This window comes from Nocardia aurea (assembly GCF_003123685.1).
Classification (GTDB): Bacteria; Actinomycetota; Actinomycetes; order Mycobacteriales; family Mycobacteriaceae; genus Nocardia; species Nocardia aurea.
Genome location: NZ_QCYJ01000103.1, coordinates 13,430 through 37,240, shown reverse-complemented (window position 1 = coordinate 37,240; position 23,811 = coordinate 13,430). Strand labels below are relative to the sequence as shown.

Below are 23,811 nucleotides of genomic sequence, written 5' to 3'. Positions count from 1 at the left end.
CCGTATTCCTTCCTGCTCGTTGTCGACCGGGGCTCAGAAGCCCATCGACCGGCCGATGAGGTCTTTCATGATCTCGGTTGTTCCGCCGTAGAGGCGCTGTACGCGGGAGTCACGCCAGAGCCGGGCGATCTCGTACTCGTTGATGTAGCCGTACCCGCCGTGCAGTTGCAGGCAGCGATCCAAGATTTCCCACTGGACCTCCGAGGTCCACCACTTCAACCCCGCGGCCTCCTCGGCGGTGAGTTCGCCGGCGTTCGCCGCGAGCACACACTGGTCCAGGTAGGATTGCGCTACGTCGATCTTAGTCGTCATTTCAGCCAGGAAATGCCGGTTGACCTGGAATTTCCCGATCTGTGTCCCGAAGGCTTTTCGATCGGTCGCATATCCGAGTGTCAATTCGAGAGCACGCCGCGCCATCGGCAGCGCGTAGGTGGCGATGCCGAGCCTCTCGTACGGGAGATTGGCCACGAGATGATAGAAGCCTCGATTCTCCTCGCCCACCAGGTTCTCGATCGGCACTCGCACATCGTCGAAGAACAATTCAGCGGTATCGGTCGCCCGCTGACCGATCTTGTCCAATTTGCGGCCCCTGGTGAAGCCGGGTGTACCCGACTCCACCACGATCAGGCTGATACCGCGATGTCCCGCGGTCGAGTCGGTCTTGACTGCGACCAACACCAGATCGGCCAGGATCCCGTTGCTGATGAACGTCTTCTGACCGTTGATCACCCACTCGTCGCCGTCGCGGCGAGCCGTGGTCTTGATGCCGGCGAGATCGGAGCCCGCGGAGGGTTCGGACATCCCGACGGCTGTGATGGTCTCGCCACGAACATAGCCGGGCAGCCACCGCTTCTTCTGCTCGTCGGTGGTCAGGCCGACCATGTAGGAGGCCATGATGTCGTTCTGGATACCGAGACCGATCCCGACCGAGCCGGTCGCGAACATCTCCTCGCTGACGATCTGGTTGAAACGGAAGTCGCGCAGACCGAGGCCACCGTACTCCTCCGATACCTCCCAGCCGATCAGTCCGAGTTCACCGGCACGACGCCATGCGTGCCTGCTGACCTTCCCCTCTGCTTCCCATTCTTCCGCGTTCGGCGCGCATTCGGTCTCGAAGAAGGCTTTCGCGGTCGCGCGGAACTGGTCGTGTTCAGGCTCGAAGATGCTACGGCGCATCGGCAGTGTCCTCCGTATTGCAGATTGAATTAATTATATAATACAACTATATAATCGCCGAGCGGGAGTGATCTCTACCAGTCATCGCACTGCGCGGCCTTCCGACGAGTTCGATGACGACACCATCCGGATCGCGCAGGAACAGCACGGTCACTCCCCCGATCTTGGTTCCGGGCAATTCGACGAACTGCGGCTGCGGAATCTCCGGCCAGCTACGCACGAGCTCTTCGCGATCCGCGATGACGTCATCGACCCCGAGGGCGAGCCGATACAGCCCGCGATGATTCGCCACCACGGGAGTGCCACCGACGAAGAACGGACGCTCCCACCAGGTCAACTCCAGCGTCACGGAGGGATCGTCCGGAATCGTCAGTGCGACGACAAGCAACGAGACCTCGCCGAGACCCAGTCCGGTCGCGTCCAACTCGACTCGCCGCGGCGTGGCGAGCGGTCGAAACCCCAACCTCGCGTACCAGTCGATCGATGACTGCAGATGCGAACAGTTGAGCCGGATGTGCGAGAACTGCGGCGCGTCATCGACGCACGCACCGGCCACCAGTTCTACCGGAACGCCATCCGGGCCGACCACACGCAGCGCTCGCCGATCCCTACCACCGACCGACCACGAGTCGAACAGGACCGGAGCGTATCCGGAATCACTCAGACGGCGACGCGTCGCGTCCAGATCCGGCACCGCATAGCCGACCGCGGCCAAGCCGAGATGGTGCGGGTCGCTCGGAAACTCGCCGACCGTAGGCGGAGTCTCCCACTCCAACACCTCGAGCGCGGGCGCGCAACGCGGCCCGCGCTGGTCGTAGAGGAACCAGGTCTCCGAAACCGGCATACCGTCGATACCGAGCGCCCGGCCGTCCGCGGGCCCGCGTGTCGTCTTCATCCCCGGAGCGAGTTGGAACGTATCACCGTAAAAGGCCACCGCCGCCCCCAGGTCCGCGGTGTTCAAGTTCGCGTGCAGCAGGCTGTGCACCCGCACCGCCCGCCGATCCGAAGGAAGCATCCGACATCTCCGTCCTAATACATCAATTGATTATAAAAGTTTAACTGATTGTGCGACCGACATCGACCCTGGTACTACTGGGAGCGAAGCATCCTCCGCGGCGGCCCAGCCGAGTGAGCCCGGCCGCCGACGCCGAAATCCGCCATGCCAGACCTGGGAGTCGACCGTGCCAGAAGCCGTAATCGTCAGCGCCTGCCGTACCGCCATCGGAACCGCCTTCAAGGGAAGCCTCGTCGCGACATCGGCGTTCGATCTCGCCGAAGCCGTGGTAGCCGAGTCGGTCGTGCGCTCGGGAATCGCCCCGGCGCGGTTCGACGAAGTGATACTCGGCGAGTCCCTGGCGGGCGGCGGAAACATCGCCAGACACACCGCGGTCCGAGTCGGACTCACCGCGGCACCCGGGCTCGCGCAGAATCGACACTGCGCCAGTGGACTAGCTGCCGTACAGACGGCAGCCGCGGGTATCCGCGCGGGCGTCGAGCACGCGATCATCGCAGGCGGCGTGGAGTCGGCATCCACCATGCCGGTCATGCGCGTGCGCGTCCCCGGCAACGAGGAATGGCTCGACAAGTGGTTGCCGCCGTCACATCCGGACTCCGCGCAAGCGCCCAACCGCGACATGTCGATCACGGTGGGCTGGAACACCGCCCGGGCTCTCGGGTTGAGTCGAGAGGACATGGACGCCTGGGCCCTCCGGTCACACGAGCGCGCGATCGACGCGATCGACGCCGGGCATTTCGCCGATGAGATCGTGCCGGTGAAGGTCACCCTCGCCAACGGCACAGAGGTCGTCTTCGACACCGACGAGCACCCGCGCCGTGGCACTACCGCGGAACGCCTGGCGGCATTGAAGCCGCTGCACCCGGAGATCGATGGCTTCAGCATCACCGCGGGCAATTCCTCCGGCATCAACGACGCCGCCGCCGCGGTCGTGGTCACCTCCCGCGAGTTCGCCGAACACAACGACCTGACGCCACTGGCCGTCGTGCGATCCTGGGCCAATGTCGGCGTGGATCCGACCCGCACCGGCCTGGCTCCGAGCGAGGCCATACCCAAGGCCCTGGAGCGCGGCGGCCTGACCGTCGACGACGTCTCCCTTTTCGAGGTCAACGAGGCATTCGCGGCGGTTCCGCTCGCGACCGCGCGACTGCTCGATCTCGACCCCGAGATCATGAACGTCAGCGGCAGCGGATGCAGCCTGGGCCATCCGGTGGCGGCGACCGGGGCGCGCATGGTCGCCACCATGCTCGGAGACCTCCGCAGGCGCGGCGGCGGGATCGGAGTCGTCTCGATGTGCGCGGGTGGCGGCATGGGCGCCGCCATGGTCATCGAAAGCTGCTGAACCGGCACGAACACGCCTCGATATCTCGGGCGGCGGCGGGATCGGTCCGGCCGCCGCCCTACTCACTGTCGGAATCGCGAATCCCGACAGATCAGAGCAGAAGGTCGACGACGGACTTGCCTTCCTGACCGAACAGGACATAGTCCTCCGAGTCGATCAGGTGCCTGCGCCACAATCGCTGCGCGCGCTCGGCATCCCCCTTGGCGATGAGCCCCACCACACGGCGGTGAACATCGGCGGTCCGGTGGATGACCTTGTCAGCTTCGACCGACCCGCGTTTCGCGTCGACGGTGCTCAGGTTGGCCTCGGCGATGATGTGTTCGAGCAACTCGGACAGCATGGTCATGGTCTGATTGCCGGCAAGGCGGACCAGCAGGCCGTGGAATTCGGTATGCGCCCGAACGGATTCCGCGATATCGGAATCCGGCGACTCGGCCCGCGTCACCGCCTCGCGCAGCGCGGCGATGTCGGCGTCGGTGTGCGACCGGGCCAGCACGGCGGCGCAGGGTGCCTCGAGTTCGACCCTGGCGGCATAGACGTCGGCCAGTTCGACGCCTCCGCACTGCAGGATCAGGCCGGCGTATCGGGCGGCCACGGCACGATCCGGTGCCAGCACCGTGCCGCCTCCGTGCGCACCGCGTCGCACCGCGATCAGCGACTCCGATTCGAGCACCCGGAAGGCTTCACGCAGCGTCGGCCTCGACACGCCGAACTGTCGGACCAGAGCAGCCTCCGACGGCAGCGAATCCCCCTCCGCCAGTTCACCGGTGATGATGCTGCGCCGCAACTGCGTGGCGACCAACTCCGCGACTTTGGGCGCGCGCACATATTTTCCCAATGATCCACTCACCGACTGCCGTACCTCGCTCATGTGACGGCCACCTCGATAGTGCCCGATTCCATAGAGAACTATAATATAAATAGTTATCTAAGTAAGCTGTTAAAGAACCGAGATCACAGGGATCACGGAGCGAGGGTGTCCGATGAGTTTCGTCAGTTCACTGGGGACGTACCTGCCACCATGGGGTACGGCGCACGGGCGAGTACCCGGCGCGGATGAGGATACGGTGACGTTGGCCGTGGAAGCCGGGCGTTGCGCGCGGACCGGCAACCCACCGGTAGAGCGAGTCGTGTTGGTAACCAACGATATTCCACTATTGGAGGGCGGCATCGCGGCCGTCCTCCTCGCGGGGCTGGATCTGGATCCCGAGATCGAAGTGGTACAGCGGCTCGGTGGTGCGCCCGCGGCGCTCGACGCGGTCGCCACCGCCCCGCCACGAACGCTGGTGATCGGCGTCGACCTCGCACCGGTCGGAGCCGCGGCCGCGGTGATAGGCGAATCCGGTGTCGGCACTCGTACGATCGCACGGCTCGCGCGCAGTCTGCCGGTCCGGACCCGCGATGCCATGGGCACGGTGTACGACTACGGCGACCCGCGATTGCTCCGCGAACGCGGCGTGTTGGAGTCCCTGCGCGTCGCCATGGCGACGGACAAGCCACGGGTGCTGGCAGGCGCGGACCACAAACTGGCGACGACACTGTGCACGGGCCCGGTCCCGACACTGCCGACCACCGGGGCGAGTGCCGCATTGTTCGCACTGGCGTGGATGGTGGAGAACGCTGTCGTCGGCCCCCTCGTCGGTGTCGAGCAGGCGACGGTGACCGGACTGTCGATCGAGGCCGGGCAGGTACCGGTCCATCGCGGCGAACCCGCGCCCCGCCCGTTACCACGGACGCAGCAGGCACCAGGGTCCGACATCCCCATTTCGCTGGCGGCCTACGATCGCGCGTTCCCGGCCAAACTCCGCTGGCAGGCATCCCACGACCCCGCCAGCGGCCAACTCGACTTCCCTCCACGGCTGCGTGTCGACGACCGGGGCGGCCTGACCGAGCCGGATGCCCTCGTCGCGCTGCCGCGGACCGGCACGATCTATACCGCGGTCACCGTGCGGGTTCCGGTTCCCGGTGTACCGACGCCGTACTCGCTGGCGATCGTGGAACTCGATGATGTGGGGGTCCGGGCGCTGGTCAAGGTCACCGGAGTCGAGCCGGGGGCGGTGGCCATCGGAGACCGAGGCCGACTGGTATTGCGCCGGGTCGCGATCCGATCCGGCGTGACCGACTACGGCTACGCCTTCCAGCCCGACATCGTGAACGACACAGAGGAGAATGTCGCATGAGGAGAGTCGCCATCGTCGGCGCGGGGATGACCGCCTTCGGGGAACATTTCGATCGCGGCATCAAGGATCTACTGCCGATGGCCTTGAGCGAATGTCTCGAGAGCGTCGACAAGGGCATGTCCCGTTCGGACATACAGGCCGCATGGTTCGGCGAACTGTCCACCACCGACGGATTCCCTTCCGGCATCCTCGCCGACAGTTGCGGATTGATCGATGTTCCCGTCACCCGCGTCGAGAACGCCTGCGCCACCGGCAACGATGCGGTCCGCAACGCTGTGTACGGGATCGCCTCCGGCGCATTCGATGTCGCGCTCGTCATGGGTGGCGACAAGGTCCGCGAGTCGGCGAGCAAGGATACGTTCTGGGAATGGGCGGGCATGACCCGCGACATGGCGTGGGACTATCCGTTGGCGCTGATCGCACCGGCCAATTTCGCCCTGCACGTCGCACGGTACCTGCACGAGACTCCCGCCACGCGGGAGCACATGGCCATGGTGGCGGTGAAGAACCATCGCCACGGCGTGGCCAATCCCAAGGCACAACTGCGCTACGAGATCACCGTCGAGCAGGTGCTCGCGGCGCCGCTGGTGGTCGAGCCGTTCGGGCTGCTCGACTGCACGCCGCAGAGTGACGGCGCCGCCGCGTTGATCCTGGTCGCCGAGGAGATGGTGGATCGCTACACCGACCGGCCGGTATGGGTGCGTGGCGTCGGACTCGGCCTCGATCGGGTCATGCACCAGCACAAGATCGACATGACCACCTTCCCCGCCACGATGCGCGCAGCGCGACATGCCTATGCGATGGCGGGGCTGGCTCCGCAGGACATCGACGTGGCCGAGGTGCACGACTGCTTCACCGGCGTCGAGCTCATCAGCTACGAGGACCTCGGATTCGCGCAGCGGCACGAGGCATACAAGTTGATCGAGACGGAGGCGACCTCGGTCGGCGGTCGCATCCCTGTCAATGCCAGCGGCGGCCTCAAGTCCAAGGGGCACCCGCCGGGCGCCACCGGCGTCTCGCAATGCGTCGAACTCTTCGAGCAACTTCGCGGCACCGCGGCCAACCAGGTCGACGGGGCGCGAACCGGACTGGCGCACAACATCGGCGGGCCCACCGCGGTATCGGCCGTGACCATCCTCGGCGTCGATCGTGACTGAGCGGACGGCGGTCGATGACGATCGCCGCAACGGTCTCGACCTCGCCGCGCCGTGCTACCGCGGCGAGGTCGGCGACCTCGCCGCACTACTGGATCTCGAGAAGATCGACCTCAATCTGTTCCGCGGACGCAACGCCGACCACGGGCACCCTCGGAGTCTGCTCTACGGGGGCCAGGTCGCCGCCCAGGCGTTGCGCGCGGCGGGCTACACGGTGCCGCGTGCGCGGATGCCGCATTCGCTGCACGGCTATTTCCTGCGTCCGGGCCGACCCGATCTTCCCGTGCTGTACGAAGTGCGCCGGGATCGTGACGGTCGATCGTTCTCGGCCCGCCACGTCAGCGCGATACAGGACGGCCGGATCATCTTCTCGATGCTGGCCTCCTTCCACGTCGACGAAACCGGCGGCGCGCACGACGGGCTATCGCGCCGCGCAGCACCCGAGCCCGAACAGGTCGCTCCGCACGACACCACCTACCGCGACCAACTGGTGGATGTCCGGGAGATCACCCGGACATCGGACGCGCAAGACCTGGTGTCGGATCTGATGTGGATCCGATCGGCGGCCCCGCTGCCGGACGACCCACTGGTGCACGCGTGCGCCCTGACCTACGCCTCCGACCTCGGCACCGGGTACGGGCAGCTTCGAGATCCCGAAATCCCCAGCGGTGGACCGAGCATCGACCACGCGCTGTGGTTTCACAACCCGGTACGGCTCGACGACTGGGTGCTGCTCGATCTGTGGCCTGCCATGGCGGGCGGCTCGCGCGGCTTGTATCACGGCAGTATCCGGACTCGGACCGGGCGACTCGGCGCCACCGTGAACCAGGAGATGCTGCTGAGGTCTCGGCCGCCGACACCGCCGATCTAATCAGTTAAATAATCTCTCGATTTATTCTACGTTGACCATTAGAATCGGCCCGAGCGGCGAGAGACGCCGGTCACACCACCGGTGGCGTTCTGCCCGGTGAACGAGCGCCGCGCCGCCGCCGAGCGGATCGGGGCAGGCGCATGGATAGAGAGGAACAAGCTTATGGAGCCGATTCTGAACGGCATTCGCGTTGTGGAACTCGCGGCATGGACGTTCGTTCCAGCCGCAGGCGCGGTGCTGGCGGACTGGGGCGCCGATGTCATCAAGATCGAGCATCCGGTCACCGGCGACCCGCAACGTGGTCTGATCAATTCCGGCGTCGTCGCGGGCGCGGGCGGGGTCAACCACTTCGTCGAGCAGCCCAACCGCGGCAAGCGCAGTATCGGCATCGATGTCTCCTCTCCGCAGGGACGTGAGGTCACGCTGAAGCTGATCGAGAAAGCCGACGTGTTCGTCACCAACCTGCTGCCCGGCTCGCGTCGCCGCCTCGGCCTCGACGTCGAGGATGTCCGCGCCCGCAACCCGAAGATCATCTACGCCCGGGGGCACGGTTACGGCGCGAGAGGCGAGCAAGCCGACCGTGGCGGGTTCGACCTGGCGGCCTACTGGGCGCGCGGCGGCATCGGCGACGCCGTCGCCGCGGGCGACGGCAGCTACCCGCCCATCCAACGACCCGCGTTCGGCGACGTCATGGCCGGTTTCGCCATCGCGGGCGGGATCGCGGGCGCGCTGTTGCGCCGTGAACGTACGGGCGAACCCGCGGTGCTCGACGTTTCCCTGCTCGGCACCGCGTTGTGGAACCTGGGGCCGGATGTGGTCGGCTCCAAGGTCATCGGCAGGAACATCCCGAAATTCGACCTCTCGGATATGCCGAATCCGGTAGCCAGCGTCTATCGCACTCAGGACAACAGGTTCATCGCCTTCGTGCTGTTGCAGGCCGACCGCTTCTGGGCGGATCTGTGCACCCGCCTCGGCAGACCGGACCTGGCCACCGACGCGCGATTCGCCGACGCGCGAGTGCGGTTCGCCAACCGAAAGGACTGCATCGCTGAGTTGCGCGACACATTCGGAACACGCCCATTGGAGTACTGGACCAAGCAACTGGCCGATTTCGACGGCGTCTGGGATGTGTTCCAGAGCGCGCTCGAGACGCACGACGACCCACAGGTGATCGCCAACGGCTATCTCCCCGAGGTCACCGACGAGAACGGCAACAGCTTCCATCTGGCCGCCAACCCCGTGCAGTTCGACGAGACCGCACCTGCTCTGAAGTCGGCGCCCGGACACGGTCAGCACACCGAGGAGTTGCTGCTCGAACTCGGCCTGACGTGGGACGAGATCGCAGATCTCAAGACCGCTGACGCGATTATGTGAGGAGACGACAAGGGGCCGTCGGGATCTCGTCCCGACGGCCCCTTGTCGATACACTATCGGTGCCCGACCGTCCAGGCCGCGGCGATCTCCTCCGATGATGTGACGGTGGCGACCATGGGAAGGGTGTAGCGCAGCACCTGCTTCCCGTAGTCGGCCGGCGTGCCTGCGACCGCGTCGGCGGGCACGACCACCCAGAAACCTTCGTTGACCGCATCGACTGCCGCCGACGGAATCGCGATATTGAGCGAAACCCCGGCGACGACGACGGTGTCGACACCGAGGTTGCGTAGCACCGTGAGAAGTTCGGTGCCCTGTGTCGGCGAAATTCCCTGATGCCGGGGAATAACCAGATCACCTGGTTCACAACCGATTTCCGACACAACTCGAACCGGTTCGCTCCCGGCGTGCCAATCGGCGAGCTGGGGCCGCATGATCTGCATGACCCGGTTGTTCGCCAGAGCCGCACGACCGCCCGCCGCGCCTTCGAAAGTCGCGTGCACCACCGTGACGCCGGCAGCCCGAGCCGAAGCCGCCAACTTGCCGAGTGTGGGAAGCATGACCGCCGCCTCCACGGCCAGCGCCGACAGCGCCGAGTCCTTTCCCACCACCCCGTTCTGGCATTCCACGATGACGAGCGCGGTCTTGCTCGGATCGAGACTCAATGCTGCTGCCATGATCTACTCCTCTTCTCGGTCTGCCCGGACGCCTGCGGAACCCCATGCCGCACGAAGGGTTTCGGCGCGCTCCGCGCGGTCCAGACCGCGCAGATCCGCGACACCGTGTTCGGTCACGACGACGTCCACATCGTGAGCCGGGGTGCTGACAGGCCGAGAGAGTCCGGCGACCAGGGTCGACCGGCCGTGGTGGGTGGTGGTCACCGCGATGATGCTCAGCCCACCGACCGACCGCGAGGCGGCGGCCGCGTAGTCGGGGTGACCGCCGATCCCGCCGACCACGGCCCGCTCGGTCCCCTCGACGTTGACCTGCCCGTGAATGTCGATCTCGACCGCGGTGTTCACCGCGAAGAGGGGCGACGCGGACAACCGCCCCGGATCGTGGGTGAACTCGATGGGATGCAACACCTCTCGACCCGAGACCCAGTCCCGCAACCGCGAACCACCGGCCAGGTAGGTCGCTATCGGTGTGCCGATGAGCAGGCCCCGCTCATCGAGATCGACCACCGAGTCGGGAAGCAGACCGGAGTCGACGCGGACCGGGACCTCGAGTCTCCGGAGCACGGTCGCGCCGAGCGCGCCGGGCCCGACCTGCAGCCGAGCTCCCGCCGGAATGTAGCCGAGAAGACGCTCGACCATCCGCTCGATCTCCGGTGATGGCGGGTCGTCGGGCATATCCAGCGGCGCCCGGTCCGTTTCCCCGACCACGGTCACCTGCTGCGCAGGCAGGGCGGGCCCCGCCGCGCATACCGGAGCACCCCGCGACACCACCGCCGCTACCCGCGCACCGGCCGCGACCGCCGCGCGCTGCCAGGAGATCTCGTTGCCGAACCGCAAGCCCGTAGCGGTCTCCACCACGGTGGCCAGCAGAACGTCGGGTCGCAGTGGTCCGTGTAGCAGCGCGGGTGTTGTCGACAATCGAACGGGCAGGAATCGGACCTCTCCGCGCGCGACCGCCGAACGCAATCCCCAGCCGGGCATGAAGGTGCGGGCATCGGCGAACGCCGCCGGGTCGAGACCGGGATCGGAGATGGGCAGCCAGCCCAGGATCAGCCGCAGGTCGGCGTGCTCGTCCGCGATCGCGGACAACTGCTTCGACAGCGTTCGCGGCGCGCCGAACCCGTCACCGATCGCCACGGTGGCGCCGGGCCGGATCAAGGAGACGAGCGCCGCCGTTTCGGGCAGTGACATCGTTCAGGTCTTCTTCCGGGCAGAGTCGCGCGGCAGCCCGAGCACTCGCTCGGCGAGAATATTGCGCTGGATTTCGCTCGTTCCGCCGAGAATGGTCTGCGCTCGTGCGACGAGCATCCCGTGCACGATCGGGTTGTCGCGCGGATCCTCTGTGACATCGAGGCCGAGGGCGTCGACGGCCAGGTCTGCGAGATCACGATGGGTTTCCGAACTCATCATCTTGAGCACTGAGAAGGTCGGCGATGTCAACGAGGAGTCCGCGTGCACCGCGCGCAGCCACGTCGCGCGCAGCAGCCAGATACGGGTCCAGATCGAGACGATCTCCTCACCGAGGCGTGGGGTGAGCCGATGACGTTCGGCAGCGGCCGCGGCGATGTCGTCGAGCGCGGCGAACATCGACACCGACTGGGTGCCGAGCGAGAGTCGTTCGGTACCCAAGGTCGCGGTGGCCACCTGCCACCCCTGCCCGATGTCCCCGAGCCGATCCTCGTCTCGAAGGCGCACTCCGGCGAGGAAGACTTCGTTGAATTTGCTCTCGCCATCCATCTGCTCGAGCGGGCGCACCGTGATGCCGGGGGTGGTCATCTCGACGATGAAGGCGGTCATTCCGTCGTAGCGGCCGGGACCGGTTCGCGCGATCAGCAGACCGTAGTCGGCGGACGCGGCGGCACTGGTCCATACCTTCTGTCCGTCGATCACCCACTCGTCGCCCTCGGCGACCGCTCTCGTACGCAGCGAGGCCAAGTCCGATCCCGCCTCCGGCTCGGAGAACAGCTGGCACCACAGATGTGCACCGATCCTGATCGGTTCCAGATACTGTGCTCGCTGCTCGTCGGTGCCGAATTGCATGATCACCGGCGCAGCCAGGGCAGGACCGACGATTCCCAACTGTCTGGGGACATCCGCTCGCGCGGTCTCCTCGGCGAAAACCGCCTGTTCCATCGTGCTCGAACCACGGCCGCCGTACTCCACCGGCCAGGACAGGCACGCGTATCCGGCGTCGGCCAGCGTGCGCTGCCATACCCGGCCCGCGGGCACGTCGTCCACCGTCGGAGTCGGACCGTAGTCCCTCAGCCCCGCCGGTCTCGGCACCGATTCCAGCCAGGCACGCAACTGCTCGCGGAACGCCGCGGTCTCGTCGGGTGTCTGCTCGGCCGCACGGTGTTCGGTCAGCGGCCCTGCCATACCGGCTCCCGCTTCTCGGCGAAGGCCCGTGCGCCTTCCAGCGCGTCCGCACTGGCGAACACACCGCGCGAGGCTTCCTCGATCGCCTTGCCATCGAGGCCCTTGACCTCCGCCCACATCAGTTCCTTGGTGACCTTCAGCGCCAACGGGCCGTTGCGTGCGATGCCCTGTGCCAGCGCGAGCGCTTCGGTCCGCAGGCGGTCACCTGGGACAACCCGGTTCACCAGCCCGAGTTCCAGTGCTCGCTGCGGCCCGAAGGTCTCGCCGGTCAGCCCAAGCTCCAGCGCCACTGCCAGCGGAATTCGGCGTGGGAGCCGCGTTCCGCCGCCCGCGGCCACCAAGCCTCTCTTGACCTCGGGCAGCCCGAATTTCACATGGTCGGCGGCGATAACGAGATCACACGCCAGCACGAGTTCGAATCCGCCCGCGACCGCAGCACCGTTCACCGCGGCGATGACCGGTTTCGGGAAGATCCGCTGCGTGAAAACCTCCAGCCCCGGCCGCGACTCATCGATGATCGCACCGCCTTCGGCGAACGCGTGCAGATCCATGCCCGCGCAGAATGCCCGGTCACCCGCACCGGTGAGCATCACCGCCCGTACCTCGGGGTTCCACTCGGCCGCGGCGAATGCCTCGCCGATGCCCGCCATCGTTTCCGCGTCGAGCGCGTTGCGCGCCTCGGGACGGTTGATCGTCACCACCGTGACCGCGTCGAGCTGTTCCACCAGCACCGTCATGGCTTCCCTCCTTGTCGTCCGTTCGGTCCAATCACGTATCCCCCGGTCGAATTCGCTGCGGCCCGAGTGGCTCGGTCGGGCCGGTCGGCCAGGTGGGCGCGTACTTTCCGCATTGCGTCGATGCGTCTGGTCAGCAGTTCGACGGCGGCGGCATCCGGCGCTGACGCCACCCGCAATATCTCGAGTTCGCGGGTAGCGACCGCGATCTCCTGATCGAGCCGCTCACCTGCCTCGGCGCGGGTGAGCAGGTCGGTGTCGGTCCAGTCGTCCTTCGAGATCCCCTCGACCGGATCCATCGGTCAACTCTCCGTCTGTGCCGGGGACGAATCCATCGACGGGAAGTTGTACAGCCGGCGCGCGTTCAACTCGACCATCCGGTGGACTTCGTCATCCGGAATGTTCGCGAAGACCTCGATGGCGCGCTTGCGGCTGGCGGGCCAGTACGAATCGGAGTGCGGGTAATCGCATTCCCAGGTGATCCGATCGATACCGATGACGTCCCGATTGGCCAATCCGAATTCGTCCTCGATGAAACACCCGTGGAAATGCTTGCGGAACAACTCCGAGGGCTTCACGTCCTTGTTGATGTTCTGGTAGAAGCGGTGCTTTTCCCAGGTGATGTCGGCGCGCTCGATGAGATAGGGCAACCAGCCGATGCCGCCCTCGGACAGACCGATCTTCAGGTTCGGATGCTTGTGCAGTGCCGGGGAGAACATCCAGTCCGACAGCGCCTGCATGCTGTTCATTCCCATCAGCGTGATCATCACCGCGAACTGCCCGTCGGGGGCGAGGTTCGGCATCGACTTCTCACCACCGCTGCCGAAGTGCTGGCACAGCACCAGGCCGGTCTCCTCGGCGGCGCTGAACACCGGATCCCAATGGGCGTTGTGCAACGAGGGCAGCCCGAGCGCGTGCGGCAGGTCGGGGAACGAAATCGCCTTGGCGCCTTTGGCTACCGTGCGGTGGATCTCGGCCACAGAGGCCTGCGCGTCCCACAGCGGCAGGATGACGACGGGAATGAAGCGGTCGGGCGCAGCCGCGCACCACTCGTCGAGAACGAAGTCGTTGTACGCTTGGACGCACGCTTTCGCGAGTTCCTTGTCCTGTCCCTCGAGAAATACTGTCCCGCAGAAGCGCGGGAACGACGGGAAACAGGTCATCGCCTCGACGCCGTCGATGTCCATGTCGGCGACCCTGGCCTTCGGGTCGTAGCAGCCGGGGATCATGTCCTCGTACCGGGTGGGTTCGAGGCCGTACTCCTCCGGCTTCTTCCCCGCCACCGCGTTCAGTCCGATGTAGGGATAGATCCGATCCTCGTACAGCCACACCTGCGCGGGCGGCCGGCCCGGAATCAGCTCTCGCTCGACGATTCGCGGGCCGACCGGCTTCCACTTCTCCGGCAGCCGATCCTGCCACACCATCGGATGTTCGATCAGATGATCGTCGACCGAGACCAGTTTCATCCACGGCTGCAGCGGCATGGGTGTCCTCCAGAAACCTAAGGGCTGAATTAGATAGTTAATTAAACTCTATTATAGGGCGAGTAGCCAAGATCACAACATAGACGGAAAGCGGGCCGTCAGGACCGGACCGACGCCCGCACCAGCGCGGGCAGCTCACGCCGGATGAGCTTTCCGGTAGGCGTATGCGGCAGCTCGGAAACGAAGGCAACGTCATCGGGAGTACGCGAGCCACGCAGTCGCGCCCGTGCATAGGTTTTCACCTCATCGGCGCTCACCGTTGCTCCCGGCTGCCGCACTACGACGGCGAGGATGCGCGCACCCCACTCGTCGTCGGGCACACCGACAACCGCGACCTCTTTGACGCCCGGCTGACATACCAGCACATCCTCGATCTCGGCGGGCGCGATATTCTCGCCGCCACGAATGATCGTGTCGTCGGAACGCCCGACGATGTAGAGATAACCGTCCGGGTCGATCCACGCCTGGTCACGAGTGTGGAACCAGCCATCGCTGTCCAGCAACGGCGCGTCCCCCAGATATTCTCCGGCGACCTGCTCGCCGCGCACCCACAACTGGCCGGGCTCGCCCGCGGGCAGCTCGGCGCCGGAGTCGGCGCGAATCCGCCCCTCGATCCCCGGCAACAGCCTGCCGACAGACCCGAGCCGAGCCCGCACTTTCTCGTCCACCGAGATCAGCGCCTCGCGGTGGTCCTCGGGGCCGAGAATCGCGATGGTGGAGCTGGTTTCGGTCAACCCATACGCATTGGCGAAGGCGACCTTGGGCATCGCGCGCAGTGCGGCTTCCAATACCGGCCGCGGCATCCGCGCGCCACCGTAAGCGAGAGACCGCAGACACGGCACCTCGGCCTCGGCTCCGCCGAGATGCTCCGCGATCCGCGCGAGCATCGTCGGAACCAGCATCGCCTGCGTGATCGCCTCCTCGCGAACGGTGTCCAGCCAACCCCCGGGGGTGAACGACGGCAGATACATCAGCCGCCTCCCGGCGAAGATATTCGTCAGCACGGTGCCGACTCCCGCGACGTGATAAGGCGGCACGCTGATCAGCGCGGCGTCGGTGGCCGCCGCCGACGCGAATTCCACCGTCTGGAGCACATAGGAGGTGAGATGCCGATGCCGCAGCACCGCCCCTTTGGGCTTCGCGGTCGTCCCGCTGGTGTAGAGGACCACCGCGGGCGCGTCGTCGTCCACTTCCACAGCAGGCGGGCCGGCACTCGCGGCTCCGGCCAGGAGTGCGAGCCACTCCCCCGTGCTGTAGGTCAGGACGTCGAGATACTTCACCACATCGGCGTATTCGTCGTCGACGATCAGCATCGGCCGCGCGCCCAGACACGTCGCGAGTTCGGCCAACCGGTCGGCCGGAAGCCGATAGTTCATCGGAGTGAAGGCGACCCCGGCGAGCGCCGAGGCGAACAGCGCGGTCGGGAACGCGGGTCCACCGATCCCGATGAATCCCACCGCGTCGACCTCTGCACCGACGACGACATGGGCGCCCGCGCACGCCGCGGCCGCCACCGCCGACGCGTCCGTCCGCTCCGGACCCGCACCTATCAGTACGCGGTCCGGCAGCGCCGAGGCCACCGAATCCAACAACATTGCGATGCTCATCGCACCTCCGAGCCATCCTGGCGAGTTCACCGAACCGAAGCGTCGGCCACGGTCACCCTAGTCGAAAATCAGGTTTAATAGTATAACTATTTAGTAGATTCGACACGACCACGCGAGGAATGAATGAGCGCACCGACGACATCATCGCTGAGCACCGACCTGCGGGCCTACCGCCGGAAGCTTCGAGAGTTCCTCGACAGCGCGGAAACCGACCGCTGGCGAAACGCGCACTACGACACGGTGCCCGACGAGCTCGCCGCACACGCCGAGCTCGTGGCACTGCTCTACGAGCACGGCTGGAATCGGTACGGGTGGCCCGGGTACGCGAGTGGTCTCGGCGGCGACGAACGCCACCGTGCCGTCCTCTACGACGAACTGGCGGCCGCGGATCTTCCCCTCCCCGGGCAGCATCTGGTGCTGGAGACCATGGGCCCACCGACGGTGCACTTCTCCGAGGAGATCTCCGCGACACTGCTGCCCCGATTCCTCAGCGGCAAGGAGTGGTGGGGCCAGGGCTTTTCCGAACCCGAGGCGGGCAGCGACTTGGCGGCACTGCGCTGTCGCGCCCATCGCGAAGGTGAGGACTATGTCGTCGACGGACAGAAGATCTGGACCAGTTACGGCGCCACCGCCGCACGGTTCATGTGCCTGGTCCGCACCGGCACCGCGGAGAGCAGGCATCGCGGTCTCAGCATGCTGCTGATCGACGCCGACGTACCGGGGGTGACGGCACGACCGATCGCATTGGCCAGTGGCCGCGAGGAATTGGCCGAGGTCTTCTTCGACCGGGTCAGGGTGCCCGCCACCCGGCTCATCGGCGGCCACGATCAGGGCTGGGCGACCGCGATGTATCTGCTGCAGTTCGAACGCGGCATGTACGCGTGGGCCGTCTCGACCGTACTCGGCCGCCAACTGCGCACCCTGCGCGATCAGCTCACGTCGGCCGGACGGCTGCCCGACGGCGCGGCGACCAAACTCGGCACGGTCGCCATGGACATCCTGGCGCTGCGCGCACGCTCCGGACGCACCGTGGCACGGCTCGCCCGCGGCGAGGCGATCGGTCCCGAGGCCAGCACGGACAAGATCCTGCTCGCCACAGCGGAGCAGGGTCTCTTCGACGCCGCGCGGGAATTGCTCGGCGCGCGAATGGATCTCGAACCCGACAGCGATGCCGAACGATGGCGCGCGCACTGGTGGTACAGCCGCGCGGCCACCATCATGGGCGGCTCCGCCGAAGTACAGCGCGGCATCCTCGCCGACCATGTCCTACGACTGCCTGGAGACAAGAACTGATGGACACCACCACCGCGGAACTACTCACCGCGTCGATACGCGAGCTACTCGCCGACGCTCCCTCCGACCTCACCGGCGCGCTCGATCAGCTCGGCTGGGACGAGGTCGTCGCCGACAGCCCGGCCGAGGCGACCGCGCTGCTGTTCGGTGAGCACGGCCGAGCGCTGGCGTGCTCACATGCGCTCGACGACGTCGTACTCGCCGAACTCGCCACGATCCTGCCCCCGGCGTCGACCCGGCGCGCGGTGCTCTATCCGGATCCGATCGATGGCGATCTCCTCGCCCCGGCGGGGGCCACCGTCGATGGGGTGCTGCTGTCGGCTCCCGACGACGTCGACGAGTTCGTGGTGCCGATCACGGTCGATCGGTCGATCGCGCTGCTCGTGCTGCCCGCTGCCGTGCTCGCCACGTCACCGCTGCACGGGATCGACGCCGATCTGCGATGGCACCGGGTCCGCCTCGCCGCGGAAACCGCGGCGCCGATCGCGGCGGACGCCGAGTGGCAGTCGGCGCTGGCCGCGGCCCGCCGTGCCCTTGCCGCCGAGATCATCGGTGCGCTGCAGGTGGCGCTGCGGCTCGCCGTCGACCACACCACCGCGCGCGTCCAGTTCGGCAAGCCGATCGCCGCCTTCCAAGCGGTCCGCCACCGGCTGGCCGAAACACACGTCGCGCTCACCGCGGCGGTCGATCTACTCGACACCGCGTGGAATGCGCACGGCGACGAGACTCCCGTCGCCGCCGCCGTCGCCAAGGCCGCCGCGGGCCGGGCCCAGAGCCACGCCAACCGCAATCTGCTACAGGTCTGCGGGGCGGTCGGGCTCACCATGGAGCACGACCTCCATCGGTACCTCGTGCGTGCCGCCGCGCTCGATCATCTGCTTTCGTCGCACCGTATGCTCACCACGGAACTAGGTCGGTCGCTGCTCGACGGCGCCGCGCCCGCGCGACTGTTCGAGATGGACACCGCGGTATAGGCACCCCAGACAGCGATTCGCCGTGACCGCATCGGTCACGGCGAATCTGTTTGCCGTACAGGTCGTTCGCTCGTCAGCGCGACAGGATGGTCACGCCTGCGGTTCCCGGCGAACCGTACAGTTGGGCATAGCCGACCCTCGGGTCTCCGGGGACTTGACGATCACCCGCCCGTCCCCGCAACTGCGTCACCAATTCGTAGATCTGGCGCAAGCCGGAAGCGCCGACCGGTTCACCGTTCGCCAGCAGGCCGCCGTCGGTATTGATCGGGATCCGACCGCCGATTTCCGTCGCGCCCTCGGCCAGAAGTCTTTCCTGCTCACCATCCTTACAGAAGCCGTTCTCGGCCATGTGGATGATCTCCGACCCCGCGTCGGTGTCCTGGAGTTGCGCGATGTCGATGTCCTCGGGCCCGATTCCGGACTTCTCGTAGGCTTCGCGCGAAGCGTCCACGGTCGGGCTCGGCACCGAATCCGTCGGCAGCGAGGGGCTCAGCAATTCGAAGGCGCCCAGCCGTCGGCTACGCAGCGCGCAAGCACGGATGTAGACGGGGGTACCGGCGTACTTGTGGGCCTGGTCCGCGCGACAGACTATGGCCGCGGCCGCGCCTTCGTCCGGTGCGCAGTACATGTACTGCGTCAGTGGATAATTCAGGATCTGGGAGTTCAGGATATCGTCTTCCGAGATCGCCTTGCGTCGCCAGGCCAGCGGGTTGGCCGCACCGTTGCGGAACGCTTTCGCCGCGGTCCTGGCCAGTGTTCGATGACTGATCCCGTGGTCGTGCATGTACCTGTTGATCTTCATGCCGAAGAAATGCGTGGTCAGGAAAAGACCGGCCTCGCCGTACCAACCCGGCAACCCGGCCACGGAGGGATCCGCGGCGAACGCACCGCGTGGATGCTTGTCCAGTCCGATCGCGACGGCCACATCGTGCTCCCCGGTGGCGACGGCGTTCGCCGCCATCGCCAGCGACGTCGCGCCGGTGGCGCAACCGTTGAGCACCGCACGTGCCGGGATGCCGGTCAGTCCGAGCAATCCGACGACTGCCTCGGGATTGGTGATCTCCATACTGCCCGCGTAGGCAACCCCGACATCTTTCCATTCCGCGCCCGCGTCGACGAGGGCCGCGCGCACGCTGTCGGCGCCCATCTGCAATGCCGACTTGCCCTCGTAGCGGCCGAACGGGTGTAGGCCGACGCCTACGATCGCGACGTCCAATGCACTCTCCTTCAGCACGGTCCTCAGCCCACCGGCCGGAACGCGTAGATCATCGTTTCGGTGTCGTCGTCGCCGATCCCGAACGGGACGACGACCAGTTCCATCTCCTGGCCGATGGTCAGGTTCTGGTGATCCGGCTCGGTGAGCCTGGCCTCGACCAGGATCTCCCCGCCGAGATCGATATATCCGACATTGAACGGCTCGAAGGTCGCCGCGGTGTCGGCACCGGCATACGGCGGGGCCGGGGGACGGAAGCGCTGCGTGGTGAAAGTCCACAGCTTTCCTCGACGCGGCAGCTCGTATCGCTGCGTGCCGCCGGTGAAACACCGGAGGCAGTGCTCCTTGCGCGGGAAGTCGACGAATCCGCACTTCTCACATTTCCCGGCGATCAGCACCGGTTTCTCCGCTGGCCAGGTGAACAGGCCGTCAGCGAGCGGCACCTGCTTCGACATGACGATTCAGCCTCTCCTCGTTCAGGTTCGATCAGTAGTCGATCCTAGCAGACAAAGAGTATAAATATCTATCTATTTATACCTTCTGAGCACATCGATGAGATCCGCCGACCGTTCGCGGTGATAACTCGGCGACCCGAAGTGCACCTCACTGCTCTTGGCCCGCTTGTAATACAGGTGCGCAGAGTGCTCCCAGGTGAAGCCGATGCCGCCGTGAATCTGAATACTGTCCCTCGCACAGCGACTGAAGGCCTCCGAGCAGACGCTCTTGGCGATCGCGGCCGACAACTCCCGCTCGGGCCCATCCGCGGCGACCGCGTCGGCCGCGCATCGCGCCGCCGAGCGAGCCGACTCCACCGCGACCAGCATGTCGGCACACTTGTGTTTGACCGCCTGGAAAGAGCCGATGGGGCGATCGAACTGGTGACGGGTCTTGGCGTAGTCGACGGCCATCTCCAGCACCCGCTCGGCCCCACCTACCTGCTCGCACGCCAAAGCCACGGCGGCGAGGTCGAGAATCCGTCGCAGCAGCGGCCATCCACAACCGGGGGCAGTGAGTGATCGCGCGGGCGTTTCGTCGAAATCGAGCGTGGCCTGTTTGCGGGTTCGATCCAGCGTCGGCACCGGGGTTCGCCGAAGACCCAGCTCGGTATCGACCACGAACAGACCGACCCCATCCGTCGACCGCGCGGCGACCACGATCACGTCGGCGAGCGCGCCGTCGAGCACATGGCGCTTGCGACCACTCAACAGGAAGCGATCGCCGTCACGACGTGCGGCGAGCTGGATAGACGACTCATCCCAGCCCTCCCGATCCTCGGATATCGCCACGGTGCCGACGACGCGGCCCGCGGCGATATCCGGCAGCCAGGTCCGGCAGGCATCGTCATCGCCGGCCTCGAGCAGCGCGTTCGCGAACAGAACCACACTGCTGAAGAACGGGCCGCACAGCAGCGCTCTCCCCATCTCCTCCAGCACCACACTCAACTCGACGAATCCGAACCCCGCGCCGCCGTATTCCTCCGGAATGGCCAGACCGTGCAAGCCCACCTGCTCGGCCATGACTCGCCCCAATTCTCGGTCATACCCCTCCGGGGTGTCCATGGTGGCGCGAACAGCGACCTCCGAGGACTTCTCCCGCAGCAACTTTCGAACCGTGGCGGCCAGCTCCCGCTGTTCCGCGCTACGTACGCCGTACATGCCCGCTCCGACCCGTGAAGTCTCTAATAACTAAATGATTTAACAGTATAAGGATCGCATTCGTCCACAGCCAGACACGGCAACCTACGGCCCACGGAACCGACAATGTCCGATTCGCTCGATTCCTCGACACGCCTCGGTAAGCTGGCATTCAGTTACCGTGCCGTGTCGGCCTCCAACCGGCCATCGCCCGGCCGACCGATGTATGCCACCATCGGCGACCGGCCACGGCGGGATCGAGAAAGGTCAGTGAGAATGTGGTGGATCCCGGGCCGAACGCCCGAGTGGGATATCCCCTCGAACCGCGATATCCCCCCGAACTCGGCGCCGACGATCGGGTAGCGACGCTTCGATGACCACGACGTTGCCGCCGCACGGCTCACCCGGAAATCTGCCCGCGGATCTGACCAGCTTCGTCGGGCGGCGAGCCGAACGAACCGAGATCAAACAGCTGCTCTCGAACACGCGACTGGTGACACTGACCGGATTCGGCGGAGTCGGCAAGACCAGACTCGCCCTGCGCGCCGGTACGGACCTGCGCCGGGCCTTTCGCGACGGCGTGTGGTTCGCCGATCTCGCCGCGCTGACGAACCCCGCCCTGCTCACGGACACGGTCGCCAAGGTGTTCGGTCTGCACACTCAGGCGGCCCGAAGCGCGCTGGAATCGCTGACCGACCACCTCACCTCGCGCAACGTCCTCATCCTGCTGGACAACTGCGAGCATCTGATCGACTCGTGCGCGGAACTGGCAGATGTGTTGTTGCGCGCCTGCGCCGGTGTGCACATCCTGGCGACCAGCCGCGAACCCCTCGGCATAGCCGGAGAGACAGCGCTGCCGGTCGCGCCGCTGCGATTTCCTCCGGCGAGGCCTGTCGGTTCGGCCGCCGAGGCGGAATACGAAGCGATCACGCTGTTCAGAGATCGGGCTGTCGCGGTCGCGCCCCGCTTCCGGATCGAAGCCGGCAATCGCGACGACGTCGCCGCGATATGCCGACGTCTGGAAGGCATCCCGCTCGCACTCGAACTTGCCGCGGTACGGCTGCGCGGGCTTTCGGCCGCGCAGCTCCTGGAACAACTCGATGACCGGCTGCAACTGCTGAACGCAGGCAGCAGAGTCGCACCGGACCGCCAACGCACGCTGCGGGGATGCATCGAGTGGAGCTACGACCTGTGCACGGCGCGCGAGCGCGAGCTGTGGGCGAGCGCCGCGGTGTTCTCGGGCGGATTCGAACTGGACGCGGCGCACGCCGTCTGCGGCGGTGCCGGACATCGACCGGCGGAGCTGCTCGATACGGTGTTGTCGCTGGTCGACAAGTCGATCCTGATCACTGAGGATGTCGGCGGGCGGATGCGGTACCGGATGCTGGAGGTGATCCGGCAGTACGGCGAGCAACGACTGCGCTCCCATGACAGCGAGCGCGCGATCCGGCTGCGCCACAGCGACTTCTACGCGGAACTGGCCGAACAGGCCAACCGGGAATGGCTCAGCCCGCGACAAGGCGCGTGGATGGACCGGCTCCGACGTGAGCACGCCAACTTTCAGCGCGCCCTCGCGTTCAGCCTCACCCAACCGGAGGCGAGCACGGCAGGGCTTCGCATCGCCGGGGTACTGCACGAGCATTGGATCGCGCTCGGCGCGGTCGGCGAGGGCAGACACTGGTGCGAACGGCTGCTCGCGGGCGAGCGGGGCGCACCGGAGATCTACGCCGGTGTGGTGAGCACAGCGGCGTGGATTGCGATCGTGCAGGGCAATCTCGCCGCCGCCGACAAGCTGATCACCACGGGAGCCACCATGGAGGGGCTGGGCGACATCACGCGCACCTCGTTCGACAACCTGGCCGGACTGCACGCGATCTACGACGGCCGCGACCTCGACAACGCGATCGCATCGAACGAACGGGCGCTGGCCGTGGTCCGCGACGCCGGGGACGTCCGGCGCGAGATCACCACGCTGACCCTCCTGCAGTTCGCGCACTGCTACGGGGGCAGGCACGCACAGGCGTTGCGTTACCACGAGATGTGCATGCGGTTGTGCGCCGACGTCGGCGACTCCTGGTACGCCTCCTACAGTCTGTGGAACGCCGGGGTCGTGCACTGGTTCGACGCGGACTCCGGATCCGCACTCACCACCTTGCGTCGCAGTCTGCGACTCAAACAGCGCGTTCGTGACGAGTTCGGCGTCGCCATCGTTCTCGAGGCATTGGCTTGGGCGACGCCCGAGCCCGAACGCGCCGCGACCTTGCTCGGCATCGCCGCCACGCGATGGGAGGCGATGGGCATCCAGGCGAGCAAGGTCCCGGCGACGGCCCACTGGCACAACGCCTGCGAAGACCGGCTGCGGATGGCAATCGGAGAAGACGGCTTGGCGCGAGCGCTGGCGGAATCCGCGAACTTCGACGCCGTCGCGCTGGAATACGCACTCGACGACAGCGCCAAACCTGCCGACACCGCACGGCCGCATACGGCGACACCGCTGACCCGCCGTGAGCACGAGGTCGCGGCGTTGGTCTCCCGTGGCCTGTCGAACCGCGAGATCGCAGGTGCCTTGGTGATCGCCCAACGTACCGCGGAGACTCATGTCGAGCACATCCTCACCAAATTGGGATTCACCTCGCGCGTCCAGATCGCCGCCTGGATGGCCGACCGGCAACGCTGACGATCGGTTCTTCTCCGACCCTCGTCGCGCACA

21 protein-coding genes are annotated in these 23,811 nt (G+C 66.4%); 8 read left to right on the top strand and 13 right to left on the bottom strand.

The window, feature by feature from the left end:
* Positions 1 to 33: 33 nt before the first annotated feature.
* Both DAT37_RS21325 and DAT37_RS21320 read right to left on the bottom strand, forming a co-directional pair.
* Positions 34 to 1,176: an acyl-CoA dehydrogenase family protein gene (locus DAT37_RS21325; protein ID WP_109526597.1), complete on the bottom strand. Its 1,143-nt coding sequence runs from the start codon at positions 1,174 to 1,176 to the stop codon at positions 34 to 36.
* A 46-nt stretch (positions 1,177 to 1,222) separates the two neighbouring features.
* A complete protein-coding gene (locus tag DAT37_RS21320) occupies positions 1,223 to 2,191 on the bottom strand; it encodes a VOC family protein (RefSeq protein ID WP_109526596.1) in 969 nt (322 codons plus the stop codon).
* 166 nt (positions 2,192 to 2,357) lie between these two features.
* Here DAT37_RS21320 and DAT37_RS21315 point away from each other — a divergent pair, with 166 nt between their 5' ends.
* Positions 2,358 to 3,533, top strand: coding sequence for a thiolase family protein (locus tag DAT37_RS21315; protein WP_109526595.1), 1,176 nt, complete (start codon positions 2,358 to 2,360; stop codon positions 3,531 to 3,533).
* 91 nt (positions 3,534 to 3,624) lie between these two features.
* Here DAT37_RS21315 and DAT37_RS21310 read toward each other — a convergent pair whose 3' ends face one another.
* The gene (locus tag DAT37_RS21310; protein WP_109526594.1) at positions 3,625 to 4,404 is read right to left on the bottom strand and encodes a FadR/GntR family transcriptional regulator; all 780 of its coding nucleotides are present in this window, start codon (positions 4,402 to 4,404) and stop codon (positions 3,625 to 3,627) included.
* A 112-nt stretch (positions 4,405 to 4,516) separates the two neighbouring features.
* Between DAT37_RS21310 and DAT37_RS21305 the strand changes: the two genes are divergently transcribed.
* The 4 genes from DAT37_RS21305 to DAT37_RS21290 all read left to right on the top strand — a co-directional run bounded on the left by DAT37_RS21305 (position 4,517) and on the right by DAT37_RS21290 (position 9,112).
* On the top strand, positions 4,517 to 5,713 hold the full coding sequence (locus DAT37_RS21305; RefSeq protein WP_109526593.1) for an OB-fold domain-containing protein: 1,197 nt from the start codon (positions 4,517 to 4,519) through the stop codon (positions 5,711 to 5,713).
* Positions 5,710 to 6,870 carry a thiolase C-terminal domain-containing protein gene (locus DAT37_RS21300; protein ID WP_109526592.1) on the top strand — a complete coding sequence of 387 codons (1,161 nt, stop codon included), beginning with the start codon at positions 5,710 to 5,712 and terminating at the stop codon, positions 6,868 to 6,870. Before DAT37_RS21305 ends, DAT37_RS21300 begins: the two co-directional genes overlap by 4 nt.
* The gene (locus DAT37_RS21295; protein ID WP_109526591.1) at positions 6,863 to 7,738 is read left to right on the top strand and encodes an acyl-CoA thioesterase; all 876 of its coding nucleotides are present in this window, start codon (positions 6,863 to 6,865) and stop codon (positions 7,736 to 7,738) included. Before DAT37_RS21300 ends, DAT37_RS21295 begins: the two co-directional genes overlap by 8 nt.
* A gap of 162 nt (positions 7,739 to 7,900) precedes the next feature.
* Positions 7,901 to 9,112: a CaiB/BaiF CoA transferase family protein gene (locus tag DAT37_RS21290; RefSeq protein WP_109526590.1), complete on the top strand. Its 1,212-nt coding sequence runs from the start codon at positions 7,901 to 7,903 to the stop codon at positions 9,110 to 9,112.
* 53 nt (positions 9,113 to 9,165) lie between these two features.
* On the opposite strand, the gene DAT37_RS21285 is transcribed toward DAT37_RS21290, so the two are convergent.
* The 7 genes from DAT37_RS21285 to DAT37_RS21255 all read right to left on the bottom strand — a co-directional run bounded on the left by DAT37_RS21285 (position 9,166) and on the right by DAT37_RS21255 (position 15,987).
* Positions 9,166 to 9,786, bottom strand: coding sequence for a cysteine hydrolase (locus DAT37_RS21285; RefSeq protein WP_109526589.1), 621 nt, complete (start codon positions 9,784 to 9,786; stop codon positions 9,166 to 9,168).
* A 3-nt stretch (positions 9,787 to 9,789) separates the two neighbouring features.
* On the bottom strand, positions 9,790 to 10,977 hold the full coding sequence (locus DAT37_RS21280; RefSeq protein ID WP_109526588.1) for an acetyl-CoA hydrolase/transferase C-terminal domain-containing protein: 1,188 nt from the start codon (positions 10,975 to 10,977) through the stop codon (positions 9,790 to 9,792).
* Positions 10,978 to 10,980: 3 nt separating this feature from the next.
* A complete protein-coding gene (locus DAT37_RS21275) occupies positions 10,981 to 12,162 on the bottom strand; it encodes an acyl-CoA dehydrogenase family protein (RefSeq protein WP_109526587.1) in 1,182 nt (393 codons plus the stop codon).
* Positions 12,147 to 12,899: an enoyl-CoA hydratase-related protein gene (locus DAT37_RS21270; protein WP_109526586.1), complete on the bottom strand. Its 753-nt coding sequence runs from the start codon at positions 12,897 to 12,899 to the stop codon at positions 12,147 to 12,149. Before DAT37_RS21270 ends, DAT37_RS21275 begins: the two co-directional genes overlap by 16 nt.
* On the bottom strand, positions 12,896 to 13,195 hold the full coding sequence (locus DAT37_RS21265; RefSeq protein ID WP_198654378.1) for a hypothetical protein: 300 nt from the start codon (positions 13,193 to 13,195) through the stop codon (positions 12,896 to 12,898). The genes DAT37_RS21270 and DAT37_RS21265 overlap by 4 nt, the downstream gene beginning before the upstream one ends.
* 3 nt (positions 13,196 to 13,198) lie before the next feature.
* Positions 13,199 to 14,380 carry an amidohydrolase family protein gene (locus DAT37_RS21260; RefSeq protein ID WP_109526585.1) on the bottom strand — a complete coding sequence of 394 codons (1,182 nt, stop codon included), beginning with the start codon at positions 14,378 to 14,380 and terminating at the stop codon, positions 13,199 to 13,201.
* 98 nt (positions 14,381 to 14,478) lie between these two features.
* Positions 14,479 to 15,987 (bottom strand): class I adenylate-forming enzyme family protein, encoded by a 1,509-nt coding sequence (locus DAT37_RS21255; RefSeq protein ID WP_109526584.1) that lies wholly within the window; start codon positions 15,985 to 15,987, stop codon positions 14,479 to 14,481.
* Positions 15,988 to 16,110: 123 nt separating this feature from the next.
* On the opposite strand from DAT37_RS21255, the gene DAT37_RS21250 reads away from it, so the two are divergent.
* A complete protein-coding gene (locus DAT37_RS21250; protein WP_109526583.1) occupies positions 16,111 to 17,280 on the top strand; it encodes an acyl-CoA dehydrogenase family protein in 1,170 nt (389 codons plus the stop codon).
* Positions 17,280 to 18,254: an acyl-CoA dehydrogenase family protein gene (locus DAT37_RS21245; protein ID WP_109526582.1), complete on the top strand. Its 975-nt coding sequence runs from the start codon at positions 17,280 to 17,282 to the stop codon at positions 18,252 to 18,254. The genes DAT37_RS21250 and DAT37_RS21245 overlap by 1 nt, the downstream gene beginning before the upstream one ends.
* 73 nt (positions 18,255 to 18,327) lie before the next feature.
* Here the strand turns inward: DAT37_RS21245 and DAT37_RS21240 are convergent, their stop codons facing one another.
* The 3 genes from DAT37_RS21240 to DAT37_RS21230 all read right to left on the bottom strand — a co-directional run bounded on the left by DAT37_RS21240 (position 18,328) and on the right by DAT37_RS21230 (position 21,122).
* A complete protein-coding gene (locus DAT37_RS21240) occupies positions 18,328 to 19,470 on the bottom strand; it encodes a thiolase family protein (protein WP_232839910.1) in 1,143 nt (380 codons plus the stop codon).
* Positions 19,471 to 19,493: 23 nt separating this feature from the next.
* A complete protein-coding gene (locus DAT37_RS21235; RefSeq protein ID WP_109526581.1) occupies positions 19,494 to 19,922 on the bottom strand; it encodes a Zn-ribbon domain-containing OB-fold protein in 429 nt (142 codons plus the stop codon).
* A 72-nt stretch (positions 19,923 to 19,994) separates the two neighbouring features.
* Positions 19,995 to 21,122 (bottom strand): acyl-CoA dehydrogenase family protein, encoded by a 1,128-nt coding sequence (locus DAT37_RS21230; protein WP_109526580.1) that lies wholly within the window; start codon positions 21,120 to 21,122, stop codon positions 19,995 to 19,997.
* A 352-nt stretch (positions 21,123 to 21,474) separates the two neighbouring features.
* Between DAT37_RS21230 and DAT37_RS21225 the strand changes: the two genes are divergently transcribed.
* Positions 21,475 to 23,778 carry an ATP-binding protein gene (locus tag DAT37_RS21225; protein WP_109526579.1) on the top strand — a complete coding sequence of 768 codons (2,304 nt, stop codon included), beginning with the start codon at positions 21,475 to 21,477 and terminating at the stop codon, positions 23,776 to 23,778.
* Positions 23,779 to 23,811 lie beyond the last annotated feature (33 nt).

Coding starts and splice junctions, on each gene's coding strand:
- DAT37_RS21285 (WP_109526589.1), bottom strand. CDS start 9,786: ATGGCAGCAGCATTGAGTCTCGATCCGAGCAAGACCGCGCTCGTCATC.
- DAT37_RS21230 (WP_109526580.1), bottom strand. CDS start 21,122: ATGTACGGCGTACGTAGCGCGGAACAGCGGGAGCTGGCCGCCACGGTT.
- DAT37_RS21270 (WP_109526586.1), bottom strand. CDS start 12,899: ATGACGGTGCTGGTGGAACAGCTCGACGCGGTCACGGTGGTGACGATC.
- DAT37_RS21245 (WP_109526582.1), top strand. CDS start 17,280: ATGGACACCACCACCGCGGAACTACTCACCGCGTCGATACGCGAGCTA.
- DAT37_RS21260 (WP_109526585.1), bottom strand. CDS start 14,380: ATGCCGCTGCAGCCGTGGATGAAACTGGTCTCGGTCGACGATCATCTG.
- DAT37_RS21235 (WP_109526581.1), bottom strand. CDS start 19,922: ATGTCGAAGCAGGTGCCGCTCGCTGACGGCCTGTTCACCTGGCCAGCG.
- DAT37_RS21310 (WP_109526594.1), bottom strand. CDS start 4,404: ATGAGCGAGGTACGGCAGTCGGTGAGTGGATCATTGGGAAAATATGTG.
- DAT37_RS21320 (WP_109526596.1), bottom strand. CDS start 2,191: ATGCTTCCTTCGGATCGGCGGGCGGTGCGGGTGCACAGCCTGCTGCAC.
- DAT37_RS21265 (WP_198654378.1), bottom strand. CDS start 13,195: ATGGATCCGGTCGAGGGGATCTCGAAGGACGACTGGACCGACACCGAC.
- DAT37_RS21300 (WP_109526592.1), top strand. CDS start 5,710: ATGAGGAGAGTCGCCATCGTCGGCGCGGGGATGACCGCCTTCGGGGAA.
- DAT37_RS21275 (WP_109526587.1), bottom strand. CDS start 12,162: ATGGCAGGGCCGCTGACCGAACACCGTGCGGCCGAGCAGACACCCGAC.
- DAT37_RS21280 (WP_109526588.1), bottom strand. CDS start 10,977: ATGTCACTGCCCGAAACGGCGGCGCTCGTCTCCTTGATCCGGCCCGGC.
- DAT37_RS21255 (WP_109526584.1), bottom strand. CDS start 15,987: ATGAGCATCGCAATGTTGTTGGATTCGGTGGCCTCGGCGCTGCCGGAC.
- DAT37_RS21250 (WP_109526583.1), top strand. CDS start 16,111: ATGAGCGCACCGACGACATCATCGCTGAGCACCGACCTGCGGGCCTAC.
- DAT37_RS21305 (WP_109526593.1), top strand. CDS start 4,517: ATGAGTTTCGTCAGTTCACTGGGGACGTACCTGCCACCATGGGGTACG.
- DAT37_RS21325 (WP_109526597.1), bottom strand. CDS start 1,176: ATGCGCCGTAGCATCTTCGAGCCTGAACACGACCAGTTCCGCGCGACC.
- DAT37_RS21225 (WP_109526579.1), top strand. CDS start 21,475: ATGACCACGACGTTGCCGCCGCACGGCTCACCCGGAAATCTGCCCGCG.
- DAT37_RS21290 (WP_109526590.1), top strand. CDS start 7,901: ATGGAGCCGATTCTGAACGGCATTCGCGTTGTGGAACTCGCGGCATGG.